Annotated in this window: 14 protein-coding genes and 1 tRNA gene; all 15 read right to left on the bottom strand. The window is 61.4% G+C overall.

The features are described 5' to 3' along the window. On the bottom strand, positions 1 to 293 hold a 293-nt coding region (locus ABIC51_RS40490; RefSeq protein WP_260324245.1), incomplete at its 3' end, for a GTP-binding protein. A 39-nt stretch (positions 294 to 332) separates the two neighbouring features. Then, positions 333 to 2,435, bottom strand: coding sequence for an elongation factor G (gene fusA / locus ABIC51_RS40485; protein ID WP_021161762.1), 2,103 nt, complete (start codon positions 2,433 to 2,435; stop codon positions 333 to 335). 123 nt (positions 2,436 to 2,558) lie between these two features. After that, positions 2,559 to 3,029 (bottom strand): 30S ribosomal protein S7, encoded by a 471-nt coding sequence (rpsG, locus tag ABIC51_RS40480; RefSeq protein ID WP_006477195.1) that lies wholly within the window; start codon positions 3,027 to 3,029, stop codon positions 2,559 to 2,561. 172 nt (positions 3,030 to 3,201) lie between these two features. Then, positions 3,202 to 3,582, bottom strand: a complete 381-nt coding sequence (gene rpsL, locus ABIC51_RS40475) for a 30S ribosomal protein S12 (protein WP_006400662.1) — start codon at positions 3,580 to 3,582, stop codon at positions 3,202 to 3,204. 227 nt (positions 3,583 to 3,809) lie between these two features. Then, positions 3,810 to 5,657: a DNA helicase RecQ gene (gene recQ, locus ABIC51_RS40470; protein WP_021161761.1), complete on the bottom strand. Its 1,848-nt coding sequence runs from the start codon at positions 5,655 to 5,657 to the stop codon at positions 3,810 to 3,812. A 317-nt stretch (positions 5,658 to 5,974) separates the two neighbouring features. Continuing rightward, the gene (gene rpoC / locus ABIC51_RS40465) at positions 5,975 to 10,222 is read right to left on the bottom strand and encodes a DNA-directed RNA polymerase subunit beta' (protein ID WP_021161759.1); all 4,248 of its coding nucleotides are present in this window, start codon (positions 10,220 to 10,222) and stop codon (positions 5,975 to 5,977) included. A gap of 21 nt (positions 10,223 to 10,243) precedes the next feature. Further along, positions 10,244 to 14,350, bottom strand: coding sequence for a DNA-directed RNA polymerase subunit beta (rpoB, locus tag ABIC51_RS40460; protein WP_027788581.1), 4,107 nt, complete (start codon positions 14,348 to 14,350; stop codon positions 10,244 to 10,246). A gap of 377 nt (positions 14,351 to 14,727) precedes the next feature. Beyond that, positions 14,728 to 15,102, bottom strand: coding sequence for a 50S ribosomal protein L7/L12 (rplL, locus tag ABIC51_RS40455; RefSeq protein ID WP_021161757.1), 375 nt, complete (start codon positions 15,100 to 15,102; stop codon positions 14,728 to 14,730). A 63-nt stretch (positions 15,103 to 15,165) separates the two neighbouring features. Further along, positions 15,166 to 15,663 (bottom strand): 50S ribosomal protein L10, encoded by a 498-nt coding sequence (gene rplJ / locus ABIC51_RS40450; protein WP_027788582.1) that lies wholly within the window; start codon positions 15,661 to 15,663, stop codon positions 15,166 to 15,168. A gap of 295 nt (positions 15,664 to 15,958) precedes the next feature. Continuing rightward, positions 15,959 to 16,657 (bottom strand): 50S ribosomal protein L1, encoded by a 699-nt coding sequence (gene rplA, locus ABIC51_RS40445; protein ID WP_006482906.1) that lies wholly within the window; start codon positions 16,655 to 16,657, stop codon positions 15,959 to 15,961. After that, positions 16,658 to 17,089 (bottom strand): 50S ribosomal protein L11, encoded by a 432-nt coding sequence (gene rplK / locus ABIC51_RS40440; protein WP_006477201.1) that lies wholly within the window; start codon positions 17,087 to 17,089, stop codon positions 16,658 to 16,660. A gap of 141 nt (positions 17,090 to 17,230) precedes the next feature. Continuing rightward, a complete protein-coding gene (gene nusG, locus ABIC51_RS40435; protein ID WP_006400672.1) occupies positions 17,231 to 17,788 on the bottom strand; it encodes a transcription termination/antitermination protein NusG in 558 nt (185 codons plus the stop codon). A 1-nt stretch (position 17,789) separates the two neighbouring features. Next, positions 17,790 to 18,170 carry a preprotein translocase subunit SecE gene (secE, locus tag ABIC51_RS40430; RefSeq protein ID WP_006482892.1) on the bottom strand — a complete coding sequence of 127 codons (381 nt, stop codon included), beginning with the start codon at positions 18,168 to 18,170 and terminating at the stop codon, positions 17,790 to 17,792. A 43-nt stretch (positions 18,171 to 18,213) separates the two neighbouring features. Then, positions 18,214 to 18,289: transfer RNA gene (locus ABIC51_RS40425), tRNA-Trp, on the bottom strand. 59 nt (positions 18,290 to 18,348) lie between these two features. Then, positions 18,349 to 18,489, bottom strand: a 141-nt coding sequence (locus tag ABIC51_RS40420) for an EF-Tu C-terminal domain-related protein (protein WP_459561338.1), incomplete at its 5' end; no start/stop codon positions are given.

Genomic DNA, 18,489 nt, shown 5'->3' with positions numbered 1-18,489 from the left:
TGCGCTGCGCCCGTGATCATGTTCTTCACATAGTCAGCGTGGCCCGGGCAGTCGACGTGTGCGTAGTGGCGGTTAGCCGTTTCGTACTCGACGTGTGCCGTGTTGATCGTGATGCCGCGCGCCTTTTCTTCCGGTGCCGCGTCGATCTGGTCGTACGCCTTCGCTTCGCCGCCGAACTTCTTCGTCAGAACCGTCGTGATCGCTGCCGTCAGCGTCGTCTTGCCGTGGTCAACGTGACCAATCGTACCAACGTTCACGTGCGGCTTGGTCCGCTCGAATTTACCTTTTGCCATGATTCTCTTCTTTCAAAAATTATCGATTGAGATAGCGAATTACTTCGACTTCGCGCTGATGATCGCATCAGCAACGTTGCGCGGAGCTTCAGCGTAGTGCTTGAACTCCATCGTGTACGTTGCACGACCTTGCGTCAGCGAGCGCAGCGACGTCGAATAGCCGAACATTTCCGACAGCGGCACTTCGGCGCGCACGATCTTGCCGCCGCCAACCATGTCTTCCATGCCCTGGACGATACCGCGACGGCCCGACAGGTCGCCCATCACGTTGCCCATGTAGTCTTCCGGCGTCTCGACTTCGACAGCCATCATCGGCTCGAGGACGACCGGGTTCGCCTTGCGCATTGCTTCCTTGAACGCCATCGAACCGGCCATGCGGAACGCGTTTTCGTTCGAGTCAACGTCGTGGTACGAACCGAACGTCAGGTGAACCTTCACGTCGACGACCGGGAAGCCAGCCAGCACGCCCGACTTCAGCGTGTCCTGGATACCCTTGTCGACCGCCGGGATGTATTCACGCGGAATCACACCACCCTTGATCTCGTCGAAGAACTCGTAGCCCTTGCCTTGTTCGTTCGGCTCGAGCGTGATGACCGCGTGACCGTACTGGCCGCGACCACCCGACTGCTTGACGAACTTGCCGTCGACGTCCTTCGCCGTCGAACGGATCGTTTCGCGGTATGCAACCTGCGGCTTGCCGACGGTTGCTTCCACGCCGAATTCACGCTTCATCCGGTCGACCAGAATTTCGAGGTGGAGCTCGCCCATGCCCGAAATGATGGTCTGGCCCGACTCTTCGTCGGTCTGCACGCGGAACGACGGATCTTCCTGTGCCAGACGGTTCAGCGCCAGGCCCATCTTTTCCTGGTCAGCCTTGGTCTTCGGCTCGACAGCCTGCGAAATCACCGGCTCCGGGAACACCATGCGCTCGAGCACGATCGGGTTTGCCGGATCGCACAGCGTGTCGCCGGTGGTCGCTTCCTTCAGGCCGACTGCAGCAGCGATGTCGCCTGCACGGACTTCCTTGATTTCTTCACGCTGGTTCGCGTGCATCTGCAGAATACGGCCGAGGCGTTCCTTCTTGCCCTTGGTCGAGTTCAGCAGCGTGTCGCCCGAGTTGACGACGCCCGAGTACACACGGAAGAAGATCAGCTGGCCGACGAACGGGTCGGTCATGATCTTGAACGCGAGCGACGAGAACTTCTCGTCGTCCGACGCCTTGCGCTCCGCTTCTTCACCGTTCTCGAGCTCGCCCTTGACCGGCGGGATGTCGACCGGCGACGGCAGGAAGTCGATCACGGCGTCGAGCATACGCTGCACGCCCTTGTTCTTGAACGCGGTACCGCAAAGCATCGGCTGGATTTCGCACGCGATCGTACGATCACGCAGCGCCTTGACGATGTCGGCTTCCGGCAGATCGCCTTCTTCCAGGTACTTGTTCATCAGGTCTTCGCTGGCTTCAGCAGCCACTTCGACCATCTTTTCGCGCCATTCCTTGCAGGTCTCTGCGAGCTCGGCCGGGATGTCGACGTAGTCGAACTTCGTGCCTTGCGACGCTTCGTCCCAAATGATCGCCTTCATCTTGATCAGGTCGACGACGCCCTTGAAGTTTTCTTCCGCGCCGATCGGCACCACGACCGGAACCGGGTTCGCCTTCAGGCGCAGACGGAGCTGGTCGTAGACCTTGAAGAAGTTCGCGCCGGTACGGTCCATCTTGTTGACGAACGCGAGACGCGGCACCTTGTACTTGTTAGCCTGGCGCCACACCGTTTCCGACTGCGGCTGCACGCCGCCCACTGCGCAGTACACCATGCACGCGCCGTCGAGCACGCGCATCGAACGCTCCACTTCGATCGTGAAGTCGACGTGGCCCGGGGTGTCGATGATGTTGATGCGGTGTTCCGGATAGTTGCCGCCCATGCCCTTCCAGAAGGCCGTGGTAGCAGCGGACGTGATCGTGATGCCACGCTCCTGTTCCTGCTCCATCCAGTCCATCGTGGCTGCGCCGTCGTGGACTTCACCGATCTTGTGGTTCACACCGGTGTAAAACAGAATGCGCTCGGTCGTCGTCGTTTTGCCGGCGTCGATGTGAGCGCTAATACCGATATTGCGGTAGCGCTCGATAGGAGTCTTGCGAGCCACTTTGATCCTCTACTGGGATAACACGATGCAGCCCTGCTGCATCATGCTTCAACACAAACGGGCGAGGCGCCTGAAAAGCGCACCCGCCCGGAATTTATTTCCGCAAACAGCCCAGCCAGGCGCTTAGAAACGGAAATGCGAGAACGCGCGGTTGGCTTCTGCCATGCGGTGAACTTCATCGCGCTTCTTCATCGCGCCGCCACGGCCTTCGGCCGCTTCGGAGAGTTCACCTGCCAGGCGCAGAGCCATCGACTTCTCGCTGCGCTTCTTCGCAGCCTCACGCAGCCAGCGCATCGCCAATGCCATACGACGCGACGGGCGCACTTCGACCGGAACTTGATAGTTGGCACCACCAACGCGACGGCTCTTCACTTCGACCACCGGCTTGACGTTGTTGAGCGCAACCGTGAACACTTCCAGCGGGTCCTTGCCACCCTTGGTCTGGATCTGTTCGAATGCGCCATAAACGATGCGCTCCGCGACCGACTTCTTGCCGGACAGCATCAGCATGTTCATGAACTTGGCTACATCAACGTTACCGAACTTCGGATCCGGCAACACTTCCCGCTTGGGGACTTCGCGACGACGCGGCATGATTCTTCCTTTACTTGTTCAGTTGGAGCTGGAACCAGCTCCGCGGCCACCAACAAACCCGATCACATCTTCACGACTAACCAGCTTGGCCGGGTGACCACTTACTCGACAGCACCGGCAATCCGGCACTCCCGCCTTGACCGCCCTGCGGCGATCCCTGATCAAAAACTGCTTACTTGGCAGCCTTTGCACGCTTCGCGCCGTACTTCGAGCGCGCTTGCTTACGGTCCTTGACGCCCTGGGTATCCAGCGAGCCGCGAACCATGTGGTAACGCACACCCGGCAAGTCCTTCACACGGCCGCCGCGGATCAGCACAACCGAGTGTTCCTGCAGGTTGTGGCCTTCACCGCCGATGTACGAAATCACTTCGAAGCCGTTCGTCAGACGAACCTTGGCGACCTTACGGAGTGCCGAGTTCGGCTTCTTCGGCGTCGTCGTGTACACACGGGTGCACACGCCGCGACGCTGGGGGCAGTCCTGCAGGGCCGGGCTCTTGCTCTTCGTCGTTTCCGACTGACGGCCTTTGCGAACCAGTTGGTTGATGGTTGGCATTGTTTATTCCTGAAATTGAACAAAATCTGCACATCGATTTCGGGCAAAGCGAGAATCGGCGCACAGTTGACTTCCGAACCGGCGAAACGGGTGCGAGCTTTCGAACGCAACTCGGCCCACCGAATACCGGAACCCAGCATCATATTCCGGAAATACCAACTAAGTCAACGGCTTGCGTGATTCGCCGGCCGGACGCGTGGTTTACCGGAAGGGTCGGAACGCCTGTGTCAGGCAGACTCGACGACGTCGATGATCTCGTCGCCGAAGCGCTCCAGCTTGCGCACCCCCATGCCGGGGATATGGCGCAGGTCGTCGATCGTCTCCGGCGCGTTGCGTGCGATCTCGGCGAGCGTCGCGTCGTGGAAGATCACGTAGGCCGGCACGCCGTCCGTCTTCGCCGTTTCCGCGCGCCACGCACGCAGCGCATCCCACCTTGCGCGCTCGCGCGTGCCCATGCCGGCCGTCGGGTCGACGCGCGTGCCGCTGCGGCCCGACGACTGGCGCGTGCGCTGCGGCTTCACGTAGCGGCGCAGCGTGACCTTCTCCTCGTTCTTCAACACCGGCTTCGCGGCCTCGGTCAGCACGAGTGCACCGAAGCCGCCGTGATCGACGGCCAGGTAGCCGTACGCGACGAGCTGCCGAAATATCGCGCGCCACTCGGGCTCCGACAGCGACGCGCCAATCCCGAACGTCGTCAGCTGGTCGTGGCCCCGCTGCAACACCTTCTCGGTGCGCCCGCCGCGCAGGATCTCGATCAGGTGGCTCGAGCCGAAATTGAAGCCGCTCGCGCGCTGCGCGCGGAACACGCACGACAGCGCCATCTGCGCCTCACGCGTCGCGTCCCACGAAGCGGGCGGCTCGAGGCACGTATCGCAGTTGCCGCACGGCTTGCTCTCCTCGCCGAAGTAGTTCAGCAGCCGCACGCGGCGGCACGAGATCGTCTCGCACAGCCCGAGCAGCGCGTCGAGCTTCGACGTCTGGACGCGCTTGTGTGCGTCGTCCGCATCCGATTCGTCGATCATCTTGCGCTGCTGGACGACGTCGCCGAGCCCGTACGCCATCCATGCATTCGCGGGCATCCCGTCGCGGCCGGCACGGCCCGTTTCCTGGTAGTAGCCTTCGACGCTCTTCGGCAGATCCAGGTGCGCGACGAAGCGCACGTCCGGCTTGTCGATGCCCATGCCGAACGCGATCGTCGCGCACATCACGATGCCTTCCTCGCGCTGGAACATTTCCTGGTGCTTCTGCCGCACCTCGAACTCCATCCCCGCGTGATACGGCAGCGCGCGCACGCCTTGCGCCTTCAGCCATTCGGCCGTTTCCTCGACCTTGCGGCGCGACAGGCAATAAACGACACCCGCATCCGTCGTGCCGTCGGCATTCGTGTGTTCGGCGCGGATGAAATCGAGCAGCTGCGATCGCGCGTTGTCCTTTTCGACGATCCGGTAGCGGATGTTCGGGCGGTCGAAGCTCGACACGAACACGCGTGCGTCGTCGAGCGCGAGACGGTGGATGATCTCGTCGCGCGTGATCGCATCGGCCGTCGCGGTCAATGCGATGCGCGGCACCGACGGAAATCGCTCGTGCAGCACCGACAGCTGGATGTATTCCGGGCGGAAATCGTGCCCCCATTGCGACACGCAGTGCGCTTCGTCGATCGCGAACAGGCCGATCTTCGCGCGCTCGAGCAGGTCGAGGAAGCGCCCTGTCATCAGCCGCTCGGGCGCGACATACAGCAGGTCGATTTCGCCTTCGCGCAGCGCCCGCTCGGTCGCCGCGGCCTCGGCGCCCGACAGTGTCGAGTTCAGGTACGCCGCGCGCACGCCCACTTCGCTCAGTGCGGCGACCTGATCCTGCATCAGCGCGATCAGCGGCGACACGACGATACCGGCACCCTGCCCGGCCTCGCGACGCAGCAGCGCCGGAATCTGGTAGCACAGCGACTTGCCGCCGCCGGTCGGCATCAGCACGAGACAATCGCCGCCGCCGGCGACGTGTTCGACGATTTCGCCCTGCTGGCCGCGAAAAGCGGGATAACCAAATACTTCGTCGAGGATTTCGAGGGCGCGGGACATGGAAGAGGACGGGGACGGCTGGACGATGACCGCAATTTTAACAACCCGCTCGCGGGACGCGTGGCGAATCGTGCGGTTTTGGCCGATCGGCCAGGGTTCGTTCGCGTGCATGACGAGCCCGCCACGACCGCGCCGCAAGTGATTGCAACGGCTTCGGCGGCGCTTGCAGTCAGGCCGCACGTCCGTCGCGAGCAAGCGAGGCCGGCACGGCACAGGCGCGTCATGCACGCGAACGACAGATGAAAAAAAACCGCCCGGCAAAACCGGGCGGTCTCGGTGACAGCGTGGTGAGGCGAGGCGGCTCGCGCCGCCCGCGCTTACTCGGCTGCCGGGTGCTGTTGCGGCTCTTCCGCAGCAGGCGTGCTCGGCGTGCCGAAATCGAACGCCTCTTCCGCTGCGATCTGGTCGAAACGCTCGCGATCCGACGATTCCTTCGCCTTGCGTGCCTTGTGGAACGCGAGACCCGTACCGGCCGGAATCAGACGACCGACGATCACGTTTTCCTTCAGGCCGCGCAGATCGTCGCGCTTGCCCATGATCGCCGCTTCGGTCAGCACGCGGGTCGTTTCCTGGAACGATGCCGCGGAGATGAACGAGTCGGTCGACAGCGATGCCTTCGTGATACCGAGCAGCACGTTGTCGTACGAAGCCGGACGCTTGTCCTCGGCGATCATGCGATCGTTCTCGTCCAGCATGTCGGAACGCTCGACCTGTTCGCCCGGGATGAAGCGCGTATCGCCGTTGTCGGTGATCTGCACACGACGCAGCATCTGGCGAACGATCACCTCGATGTGCTTGTCGTTGATCTTCACGCCCTGCAGACGATACACGTCCTGCACTTCGTCGACGATGTAGCGCGACAGCGCCTCGATACCCTGCAGACGCAGGATGTCGTGCGGATCGGCCGGACCGTCCACGATCATTTCGCCCTTGTTGACGACCTGGGCATCGTGAACCAGAACCTGCTTTTCCTTCGCGATCAGGAACTCGTGCTGGTTGCCCTCGAGATCCGTGATGACGAGACGCTGCTTGCCCTTCGTGTCCTTACCGAACGACGTCGTACCGGTGACTTCCGCGAGAATGCCGGCATCCTTCGGCGAACGCGCTTCGAACAGTTCCGCCACCCGCGGCAGACCGCCGGTAATGTCACGCGTCTTCTGCGCTTCCGTCGGGATACGTGCGAGCACTTCACCGACCTGCACTTGCTGACCATCCTTCACGGTGATCAGTGCGCCGACCTGGAAGCCGATCTGCACCGCGTGCTCCGTGCCCGGAATCTTCACTTCGTCGCCGTTCGCGTCGAGCAGCTTGACCTGCGGACGCACGCTCTTCGAAGCCTGCGAACCACGGCGCTTCACGTCGATCACGACCAGCGTCGACAGGCCGGTCACGTCGTCGATCTGCTTCGCGACGGTCACGCCTTCCTCGACGTTCTCGAACTTCACCGTACCACCGTACTCGGTGATGATCGGACGCGTCAGCGGATCCCACGTGGCGAGCTGCGTGCCTGCCTTGATCGTCGCGCCGTCGAGCTGCAGCAGCGTCGCGCCGTACGGCACTTTGTGACGCTCGCGCTCGCGACCGAAATCGTCGGTGATCATCGCTTCGCCCGAACGGGAAATGACGATCTGCTCGCCCTTCGCGTTCGTGACGTAACGCATCGTCGCCGTGAAGCGGACGATACCGTTGCTCTTCGCTTCGACCGACGAAGCCACTGCCGCACGCGATGCCGCACCACCGATGTGGAACGTACGCATCGTCAGCTGCGTGCCCGGTTCACCGATCGACTGTGCAGCGATCACGCCGACTGCTTCGCCGACGTTCACGAGCGAGCCGCGGCCGAGGTCACGGCCGTAGCACGACGCACACAGACCGTAGCGCGTTTCGCAGGTCAGCGGCGTGCGCACGCGCACTTCGTCGATGCCGAGGCGTTCGATTTCCTCGACCGCCGTTTCATCGAGCAGCGTGCCCGATTCGTACACCGTTTCCTGCGTTTCCGGGTTCACGACGTCCGCAACCGCAACGCGGCCGAGGATACGGTCGCGCAGCGCCTCGACGACTTCACCGCCTTCGACGAGTGCCTTCATCGCCACGCCGTTCGACGTGCCGCAATCGTCTTCCACGACGACCAGATCCTGCGTGACGTCGACGAGACGACGCGTCAGGTAACCCGAGTTCGCGGTCTTCAGTGCCGTATCAGCCAGACCCTTACGTGCACCGTGGGTCGAGATGAAGTACTGCAACACGTTCAGACCTTCGCGGAAGTTCGCGGTAATCGGCGTCTCGATAATCGAGCCGTCCGGCTTCGCCATCAGGCCACGCATACCGGCCAGCTGACGAATCTGAACCGCCGAACCCCGGGCGCCCGAGTCGGCCATCATGTAGATCGAGTTGAACGACTCCTGGCGCGTCTCGTTGCCGTCGCGGTCCGTCACCGGCTCCGTCGACAGCTGCTCCATCATCGCCTTGCCGACCGCTTCCGACGTTGCCGACCAGATGTCGACCACGTTGTTGTAGCGTTCCTGCGCGGTGACGAGACCCGACATGTACTGGCGGTCGTACTCCTTCACCTTCTTCGCGGCGTCGCCGACGATCGTTTCCTTCTGCGGCGGCACGAGCATGTCGTCCACACAGATCGAAATACCGGCGCGCGTCGCGAGACGGAAACCCGACTGCATCAGCTGGTCGGCAAACACCACCGTCGCGCGCAGACCGCACTTGCGGAACGCCGTGTTGATCAGGCGCGAGATTTCCTTCTTCTTCAGCGGCTTGTTCAGCACCGAGAACGGCAGGCCGTGCGGCAGGATCTCCGACAGGATCGCGCGGCCGACGGTCGTCGCGTACAGCGAGATCTTCGGCACGAACGGCGGCGCGCCTTCCGACGTGTCCTCGTTGTGGACCATTTCGGTGATCCGCACGTTGACGCGCGATGCGAGCTCGACTTCCTTGTTCTCGTACGCGCGGATCACTTCCGACACGCCCGTGAACGACAGGCCTTCGCCCTTGCCGTTGACCGCTTCGCGGGTCGCGTAGTACAGACCCAGCACGATATCCTGCGACGGCACGATCGACGGATCGCCGTTGGCCGGGAACAGCACGTTGTTCGACGCCAGCATCAGCGTACGCGCTTCCATCTGCGCTTCGAGCGACAGCGGCACGTGAACGGCCATCTGGTCACCGTCGAAGTCGGCGTTGAACGCCGCGCAGACGAGCGGGTGCAGCTGAATTGCCTTGCCTTCGATCAGCACCGGCTCGAACGCCTGGATACCGAGACGGTGCAGCGTCGGCGCACGGTTCAGCATCACCGGGTGCTCACGGATCACCTCTTCGAGGATGTCCCACACCACCGGCGTCTGGTTCTCGACTTCCTTCTTCGCAGCCTTGATGGTCGTCGCGACGCCCATCACTTCCAGCTTGTTGAAGATGAACGGCTTGAACAGCTCGAGCGCCATCAGCTTCGGCAGACCGCACTGGTGCAGCTTCAGCGTCGGGCCGACCACGATGACCGAACGGCCCGAGTAGTCGACGCGCTTGCCCAGCAGGTTCTGACGGAAACGACCGCCCTTGCCCTTGATCATGTCGGCGAGCGACTTCAGCGGACGCTTGTTCGCACCCGTCATCGCCTTGCCGCGACGGCCGTTGTCGAGCAGCGAGTCGACGGCTTCCTGCAGCATCCGCTTTTCGTTGCGGACGATGATTTCAGGGGCCTTCAGCTCGAGCAGGCGCTTCAACCGGTTGTTACGGTTGATCACGCGGCGGTACAGGTCGTTCAGGTCCGACGTCGCGAAACGGCCGCCGTCCAGCGGCACGAGCGGACGCAGTTCCGGCGGCAGCACCGGCAGCACTTCGAGGATCATCCACTCGGGCTTGATGCCCGAGCGCTGGAATGCCTCGAGGACCTTCAGGCGCTTCGCGTACTTCTTGATCTTCGCTTCCGAGCCGGTGTTCTTCAGCTCGGTGCGCAGCGTCTCGACCTGCTCGTCGATGTTGATCGCGCGCAGCAGTTCACGCACGCCTTCCGCGCCCATTTCGGCACGGAATTCGTCGCCGTATTCCTCGACCTTGTTGTAGTAATCCTCTTCGGTCATGATCTGCCGCGCCTTCAGCGGCGTCATGCCCGGTTCGATCACCACGTACGCTTCGAAGTACAGCACGCGTTCGATGTCGCGCAGCGTCATGTCGAGCACCATGCCCAGACGCGACGGCAGCGACTTCAGGAACCAGATGTGCGCGACCGGCGAGGCCAGTTCGATGTGGCCCATCCGTTCGCGACGCACCTTCGCCAGCGTCACTTCGACGCCGCACTTCTCGCAGATCACGCCGCGGTGCTTCAGACGCTTGTACTTGCCGCACAGGCACTCGTAGTCCTTGATCGGCCCGAAGATCTTCGCGCAGAAGAGACCATCGCGTTCCGGCTTGAACGTACGGTAGTTGATGGTCTCCGGCTTCTTCACTTCGCCGAACGACCACGAACGGATCTTGTCAGGCGAAGCCAGACCGATCTTGATCGCGTCGAAAACTTCTTCCTGTTGGACTTGCTTGAATAGATCGAGCAGAGCTTTCATTGCTTTCTCTCCGTAGTCCGATTAATTGCGGTCGAGATCGATATCGATACCGAGCGAGCGGATTTCCTTCACGAGCACGTTGAAGGATTCCGGCATGCCTGCATCGATCACGTGGTCGCCCTTGACGAGGTTTTCGTACACCTTCGTCCGGCCGGTCACGTCGTCCGACTTCACCGTCAGCATTTCCTGCAGCACGTAGGACGCGCCGTACGCTTCGAGTGCCCACACTTCCATTTCACCGAAACGCTGGCCACCGAACTGCGCCTTACCACCCAGCGGCTGCTGCGTGACGAGCGAGTACGGGCCGGTCGAACGCGCGTGCATCTTGTCGTCGACCAAGTGGTGCAGCTTCAGGTAGTGCATGTAGCCCAGCGTCACGCGACGTTCGAACATTTCACCCGTGCGGCCGTCGTACAGACGGACCTGGTTCTTCGACGGGTTCATGCCGAGTTGTTCAGCGATGTCGTCCGGGAACGCGAGGTCGAGCATCTTGCCCATTTCTTCCTCGGTCGCACCGTCGAACACCGGCGTCGCGAACGGCACGCCTTCGCGCAGGTTCTTCGCGAGTTCGAGGATCTCGTCGTCGGTGAAGCTTTCCAGGTCTTCCTGGCGGCCCGACTCATTGTAGATCTTCGTCAGGAACACGCGCAGTTCCTCGATCTTCGCCTGACGCTGCAGCATTTCGCCGATACGCCAGCCGAGGCCCTTCGCAGCCCAGCCGAGGTGCACTTCCAGAACCTGACCCACGTTCATCCGCGACGGCACGCCCAGCGGGTTCAGCACGACGTCTGCCGGACGGCCGTCGGCCATGTACGGCATGTCTTCGATCGGGACGATCTTCGACACGACACCCTTGTTACCGTGACGGCCGGCCATCTTGTCGCCAGGCTGCAGACGGCGCTTCACCGCGAGGTACACCTTGACCATCTTCAGCACGCCCGGCGGCAGTTCGTCGCCTTGCGTGAGCTTCTTGCGCTTCTCTTCGAACGCGAGGTCGAACTGGTGACGCTTCTCTTCGATCGAGTTCTTGATCGCTTCGAGCGATGCCGCTGCTTCGTCGTCCGCGAGGCGGATGTCGAACCAGTGGTAGTGGTCGAGGTCTTCCAGGTAAGCCTGGTCGATCTTCGTGCCCTTCGCGAGCTTCTTCGGACCGCCGTTCGCGACCTTGCCCACCAGCATGCGTGCGAGACGCTGGAACGCGTCGCCTTCCACGATGCGCAGCTGGTCGTTCAGGTCGAGACGGTAGCGCTTCAGTTCGTCGTCGATGATCTGTTGCGCACGCTTGTCGCGCTGGATGCCTTCACGCGTGAACACCTGGACGTCGATCACGGTACCGCTCATGCCCGACGGCACGCGCAGCGACGTGTCCTTCACGTCCGAAGCCTTCTCGCCGAAGATCGCGCGCAGCAGCTTCTCTTCCGGCGTCAGCTGGGTCTCGCCCTTCGGCGTGACCTTGCCGACCAGCACGTCGCCTGCTTCGACTTCAGCACCGATGTACACGATGCCCGATTCGTCGAGACGGCCGAGCTGGACTTCCGCCAGGTTCGAGATGTCGCGCGTGATTTCTTCCGGCCCGAGCTTCGTGTCGCGTGCAACGACGTTCAGCTCTTCGATGTGGATCGACGTGTAGCGATCGTCCGCAACCACCTTCTCCGAGATCAGGATCGAGTCTTCGAAGTTGTAGCCGTTCCACGGCATGAACGCGATCAGCATGTTCTGGCCGAGCGCGAGCTCGCCCAGGTCCGTCGAGGCGCCGTCGGCCAGCACGTCGCCGCGCGAGACCTTGTCGCCCATCTTCACGATCGGACGCTGGTTGATGTTCGTGTTCTGGTTCGAACGCGTGTACTTGATCAGGTTGTAGATGTCGACACCGACTTCACCTGCGACCGCTTCGTCGTCGTTCACACGAATCACGATACGGCCTGCGTCGACATAGTCGACGACGCCGCCGCGGAACGCCTGAACCGTCGTACCCGAGTCGACCGCGCAGGTGCGCTCGATACCCGTCCCGACGACCGGCTTTTCCGGACGCAGACACGGCACGGCCTGACGCTGCATGTTCGAACCCATCAGTGCACGGTTCGCATCGTCGTGCTCGAGGAACGGAATCAGCGAGGCTGCAACCGACACGATCTGCGACGGCGCGACGTCCATGTACTGGATACGGTCCGGCGTGACCATCATCGTTTCGCCGGCTTCACGCGACGACACGAGTTCGTCGATCAGCGTGCCGTTCTCGTCGATCGCGGCGTTCGCCTGAGCGATCATGTAGCGGCCTTCCTCGATCGCCGACAGGTAGTCGATCTGGTCGGTCACCTTGCTGTCCACGACCTTGCGGTACGGCGTCTCGAGGAAGCCGTACTCGTTCAGGTGCGCGTACAGTGCGAGCGAGTTGATCAGACCGATGTTCGGACCTTCCGGCGTTTCGATCGGGCACACGCGGCCATAGTGGGTCGGGTGCACGTCACGAACTTCGAAGCCTGCGCGTTCGCGCGTCAGACCGCCCGGGCCCAGTGCGGAAACACGGCGCTTGTGCGTGATTTCCGACAGCGGGTTGGTCTGGTCCATGAACTGCGACAGCTGCGACGAACCGAAGAACTCGCGGATCGCCGACGAAATCGGCTTCGAGTTGATCAGGTCGTGCGGCATCAGGTTTTCGCTTTCGGCCTGGCCGAGGCGTTCCTTGACCGCGCGCTCGACACGCACGAGACCGGCGCGGAACTGGTTTTCCGCCAGTTCGCCGACGCAACGCACGCGACGGTTGCCGAGGTGGTCGATGTCGTCCACTTCGCCCTTGCCGTTGCGCAGTTCGACGAGGATCTTGATCGTCGCGAGGATGTCGTCGTCCTGCAGCGTCATCGGGCCGGTGATCTCGTCACGGCTGACGCGGCGGTTGAACTTCATGCGGCCGACCTTCGACAGGTCGTACGCTTCTTCGCTGTAGAACAGACGATTGAACAGGGCCTCGACCGCTTCTTCGGTCGGCGGCTCGCCCGGACGCATCATGCGGTAGATCGCGATGCGCGCGGCCGTCTTGTCGGTCGTTTCGTCGACACGCAGCGTCGACGAGATGTACGGGCCCTGGTCCAGGTCGTTCGTGTAGAGCGTCTGGATGTCCTTGATGCCCGCTTCGCGCAGCTTCTCGAGCACGCTTTCCGTGACTTCGTCGTTCGCGCTCGCGATCACTTCGCCGGTGTCGCCGTCGACGACGTTCTTCGCCAGCACGCGGCCGAGCAGATAGTCTTCCGGCACCGAGATGAACTTGGTCTTCGCGGCTTCGAGATCGCGAATGTGCTTCGCGTTGATCCGCTTGTCCTTCTGGACGATGACCTTGCCATCACGATCCGTGATGTCGAAACGCGCGACTTCACCACGCAGGCGCTCGGGCACGAACTCGAGTTGTGCGCCTTCGTCCATCAGCGTGAAGTTGTCGAACACGAAGAAGTTCGCGAGGATCTGTTCCGGCGTCAGGCCGATGGCCTTCAGCAGGATCGTGACCGGCATCTTGCGGCGACGGTCGACGCGGAAGTACAGGATGTCCTTCGGATCGAATTCGAAGTCGAGCCACGAACCGCGGTACGGAATGATCCGTGCCGAGAACAGCAGCTTGCCCGAGCTGTGCGTCTTGCCCTTGTCGTGTTCGAAGAACACGCCCGGCGAACGGTGCAGCTGCGAGACGATGACACGCTCGGTGCCGTTGATGACGAACGAGCCCGTCGGCGTCATGAGCGGAATTTCGCCCATGTACACTTCCTGCTCTTTCACTTCCTTGACGACCGGCTTGTTCGGCGATTCCTTGTCGAGGATGACAAGGCGGACCTTCGCGCGCAGCGCGGAGCAGTACGTCAGGCCGCGCTGCTGGCATTCCTTGATGTTGAATGCCGGCGCGGACAACGCGTAGCTCACGAACTCGAGGCGCGCGAAGCCGTTGTGCGAAACAATGGGAAATACCGATGTGAACGCGGCCTGCAAACCTTCAGGCTTGCGTTGCGTGGCCGGCACATCGGCTTGCAGAAACGTGCTGAATGATTCAAGCTGGGTAGCCAGCAAGAAAGGAACTTGGTGAACGATGGGGCGCTTCGCGAAACTCTTGCGAATGCGCTTCTTCTCGGTGAAGGAATATTGCATACGATCTCCGAATCACGGCGGGTGCTATCGAGGCGGAATACCTGGACGTTTCAAACCCGAGTGTTCACCGACTGAGACCCGATGGCCGTCCGACGGCTTGAACGAGCCGAGAAGCTTGGTGGTTGGCCGCTACCAACCGCTGGCTGACGGCAGCGGATGCCTGTGTTGCCCGCTACCCGACCAAACTTGCCTTCTGCAGTCGCTTCAGAAGACAAAGAGAACCGCCATTCGTGACCAATCACAACGATCAGGCGGTTTTCTTTGGCTTCTGGGGCCGATTATTCGGGCTCCCGAATGAGTGCCAGAATAACGTCCCCACAAAGCACAAAAAGGCCGGCGGTGAAAATACCGCCAGCCTTCGCACAGCGCGCCGAAACTTACTTGACTTCGACCTTCGCGCCAGCTTCTTCCAGCTTCTTCTTGGCTTCTTCAGCAGCAGCCTTGTCGACGCCTTCCTTGACAGCCTTCGGTGCGCCGTCAACGACGTCCTTCGCTTCCTTCAGGCCCAGGCCCGTCAGTTCGCGAACTGCCTTGATGACTGCAACCTTGTTGCTGCCTGCTTCAGCCAGAACGACCGTGAATTCGGTCTTCTCTTCAGCAGCAGCAGCAGCGCCGCCGCCTGCCGGGCCAGCGACTGCCACTGCAGCTGCCGACACGCCAAACTTCTCTTCGAACGCCTTGACCAGTTCGTTCAGTTCCAGAACGGTCATCCCTTCGACTGCTGCCAGGATGTCTTCTTTTGCGATTGCCATTTGAAATACTCCTAAATTGAATTCGGATACAGCCAGCGATCAATGACGCTGATGCACGTTCGATTACGCAGCTTCCGCTTGCTTCTTCTCTGCCAGCGCGGCCAGGGCACGCGCGAAGCCCGAAACAGGCGATTGCATAACGAACAGCAGCTTCGAGAGCAGTTCTTCGCGGCTCGGGATGCTTGCCAGCGCTTGCACGCCAGCCTTGTCCATCACCTTGCCATCGAACGAACCAGCCTTGATGACCAACTTGTCATTGCTCTTGCTGAAGTCGTTGACGACCTTAGCAGCAGCAATTGCATCTTCCGAGATGCCGTAGATCAACGGGCCAGTCATCTGCTCTGCCAGCGGAGCAAACGGCGTACCTTCAACGGCGCGGCGCGCCAGCGTGTTCTTCAACACGCGCAGGTAAACCTGTTGCTCACGCGCTTGCGCGCGCAGCTTGGTCAGATCGCCAACCGCAATTCCACGATACTCAGCCAGCACAACGGTCTGGGCCTTCGCGACTTGCGCGGAAACCTCAGCGACGACGGCTTGCTTGTCTTCTCTATTAAGCGGCACGGTTAGCCTCCAGAAACGATACGTTCGGCACGAAACCTCACGTACCTCGTTCAACAACGGCGTCCGACCTCGTTAGGAGTATTTCCACCTCATGCCGCGAATCGCTTCACGGCCTGCGGCTTCACCACTGCAAAACTTTTTCGGGTTCGCCATCTGCGTTGGCTTGAATTAAGGGATCACCTGACTGCTGCGCCCCACCAACGGTCTTTGATAACCGGTTGCCCGCCCTGCTGCACGAACAACCGCCCAAAGCCCATGTAGGCCGCTTCGCGAACGAAGCGGCCCGAAATCTTGCTTACTGTGCTGCCAGCGTAGCCTGGTCGACACGCACGCCGACGCCCATCGTGCTCGACAGTGCGATCTTGCGCAGGTAGACGCCCTTGCTCGTTGCCGGCTTTGCCTTCTGCAGCGCTTCGATCAGCGCCGACAGGTTCGAACGCAGTGCGGTCGGCTCGAACGATGCACGGCCGATGGTCGCGTGGATGATACCGGCCTTGTCGACACGGAATTGCACCTGACCAGCCTTCGCGTTCTTGACGGCGGTTGCGACGTCCGGCGTGACCGTACCGACCTTCGGGTTCGGCATCAGACCGCGCGGGCCGAGGATCTGACCCAGCGTACCGACGATACGCATCGTGTCCGGCGAAGCGATCACGATGTCGAAGTCCATCTGGCCAGCCTTGATCTGCTCAGCCAGGTCTTCCATACCGACGATTTCCGCGCCTGCTGCACGAGCTTGCTCGGCCTTCTCGCCTTGCGCGAACACTGCAACGCGAACCGACTTGCCCGTACCTGCCGGCAGAACGACCGAACCGCGAACGACCTGGTCCGACTTCTTCGCATCGATGCCGAGCTGGACTGCGACGTCGATCGACTCGTCGAACTTCGCGCTCGCGCATTCCTTCACGAGGCTCAGTGCGTCTTCGATCGCGTACAGCTTCTGACGATCAACCTTGGCGGCAAATGCCTGACGGCGCTTGGAGATCTTAGCCATTTACACGCCCTCCACAGTGATGCCCATCGAGCGTGCGCTACCAGCGATGGTGCGAACGGCTGCGTCCAGATCAGCTGCCGTAAGGTCCGGCATCTTGGTCTTCGCGATTTCTTCGGCTTGAGCGCGCGTGATCGAACCGACCTTGTCGGTGTGCGGCTTGCTCGAGCCCTTGTCCACCTTCGCCGCCTTCTTGATCAGGACGGTCGCCGGCGGCGTCTTCATCACGAACGTGAAGCTCTTGTCAGCGAATGCCGTGATGACCACCGGCACCGGCAGACCCGGCTCCATGCCTTGAGTCTGCGCGTTGAACGCCTTGCAGAACTCCATGATGTTCAGGCCGCGCTGGCCCAGTGCCGGACCGACCGGCGGCGACGGGTTGGCTTTACCTGCAGGGATCTGCAGCTTGATAAAGCCGATAATCTTCTTTGCCATTTGTGAACCTCATTGGAACGCCGGAAGGGCGTTCGGTGAGTGATAACGCGCTTTCGCCTCTGGCTACTGACGCTCCTCAACGGCCATGACGCGGGCCGTAAGCGCGAAGGTGGGCAGCCGAGGCTGCCCACCGAATCGGGATCAAACTTTTTCGACCTGGCCGAACTCGAGTTCGACCGGGGTGGATCGACCAAAGATGGTGACCGACACACGCACGCGCGATTTTTCGTAGTTGACTTCTTCGACGGTGCCGTTGAAGTCCGTGAACGGGCCTTCCTTCACACGCACCATCTCGCCGACTTCGAACAGGGTCTTCGGGCGCGGCTTCTCGACGCCTTCCTGCATCTGCGACATGATCTTCTCGACTTCCTTCGGGGAAATCGGGGTCGGGCGGTTACGTGCACCGCCGACGAAACCGGTAACCTTCGCGGTGTTCTTCACGAGGTGCCACGTTTCGTCCGTCATTTCCATCTCCACCAGCACGTAGCCGGGGAAGAATCGACGCTCGGTTACTGCCTTGTGGCCGCCTTTGACTTCGACCACTTCTTCGGTCGGAACCAGGATCTGACCGAATTTGTCCTGCATGCCAGCACGTTCGATGCGCTCCTGAAGCGCACGTTGCACGCTCTTCTCCATACCGGAGTAGGCGTGCACGACGTACCAACGTTTTCCGCTCGGGGATGCCGGAGTATCGCTCATATCATTTCCAACCCAGAATCGCCGAGAAAATCACCCATTCGATCGATTTGTCACTCAACCAGAGGAAAATCGCCATCACGAGCACGAAACCGAACACGACGAGTGTGGTTTGCGTTGCTTCTTTGCGGGTGGGCCAAACGACCTTCCGGACTTCCTTGTACGAATCCTTGGCAAAGGCGATGAGGCTCTTACCAGGGGCGGACATCAGCCCGACGGCCACGCCGGCGATGATCCCTACCGCCAACGCGGCACCGCGGACATACCACTGCTGATTGGCCAGCCAGAAGAAGCCCACGAATCCGGCCAAGACCAACAATACGCCCAGGGCCAGCATCAGCTTATCGCCGGAGGTATTTACAGTTTCGACGGATGGATTCGCCATAACACCTTAAAACAAATGCCACGTAGAACACGTGGCTATTTTTTGGCAGGGGCAGAGGGAATCGAACCCCCAACCTTCGGTTTTGGAGACCGACGCTCTGCCAGTTGAGCTATACCCCTAAACCATACTGGGGCTGGCTGTTGCCAGCCCCAAAACTGTCGATCAACGAATAACTGGCTTACTCGATGATCTTGGCGACGACGCCGGCGCCGACCGTACGGCCGCCTTCGCGGATTGCGAAGCGCAGACCTTCTTCCATCGCGATCGGTGCAATCAGCTTCACCGTGATCGACACGTTGTCGCCCGGCATCACCATTTC

Origin of the sequence: Burkholderia sp. 572 (assembly GCF_040545135.1) — a bacterium.
GTDB classification, from domain to species: Bacteria; Pseudomonadota; Gammaproteobacteria; order Burkholderiales; family Burkholderiaceae; genus Burkholderia; species Burkholderia cepacia.
The sequence above is the reverse complement of the archived record's forward strand: the minus strand, read 5'-3'. Positions and strand labels throughout refer to the sequence as shown.

Coding starts and splice junctions, on each gene's coding strand:
- rpoC (WP_021161759.1), bottom strand. CDS start 10,222: ATGAAAGCTCTGCTCGATCTATTCAAGCAAGTCCAACAGGAAGAAGTT.
- rplA (WP_006482906.1), bottom strand. CDS start 16,657: ATGGCTAAGATCTCCAAGCGCCGTCAGGCATTTGCCGCCAAGGTTGAT.
- rplK (WP_006477201.1), bottom strand. CDS start 17,089: ATGGCAAAGAAGATTATCGGCTTTATCAAGCTGCAGATCCCTGCAGGT.
- rpsG (WP_006477195.1), bottom strand. CDS start 3,029: ATGCCGCGTCGTCGCGAAGTCCCCAAGCGGGAAGTGTTGCCGGATCCG.
- rplL (WP_021161757.1), bottom strand. CDS start 15,102: ATGGCAATCGCAAAAGAAGACATCCTGGCAGCAGTCGAAGGGATGACC.
- nusG (WP_006400672.1), bottom strand. CDS start 17,788: ATGAGCGATACTCCGGCATCCCCGAGCGGAAAACGTTGGTACGTCGTG.
- recQ (WP_021161761.1), bottom strand. CDS start 5,657: ATGTCCCGCGCCCTCGAAATCCTCGACGAAGTATTTGGTTATCCCGCT.
- secE (WP_006482892.1), bottom strand. CDS start 18,170: ATGGCGAATCCATCCGTCGAAACTGTAAATACCTCCGGCGATAAGCTG.
- rpoB (WP_027788581.1), bottom strand. CDS start 14,350: ATGCAATATTCCTTCACCGAGAAGAAGCGCATTCGCAAGAGTTTCGCG.
- rpsL (WP_006400662.1), bottom strand. CDS start 3,582: ATGCCAACCATCAACCAACTGGTTCGCAAAGGCCGTCAGTCGGAAACG.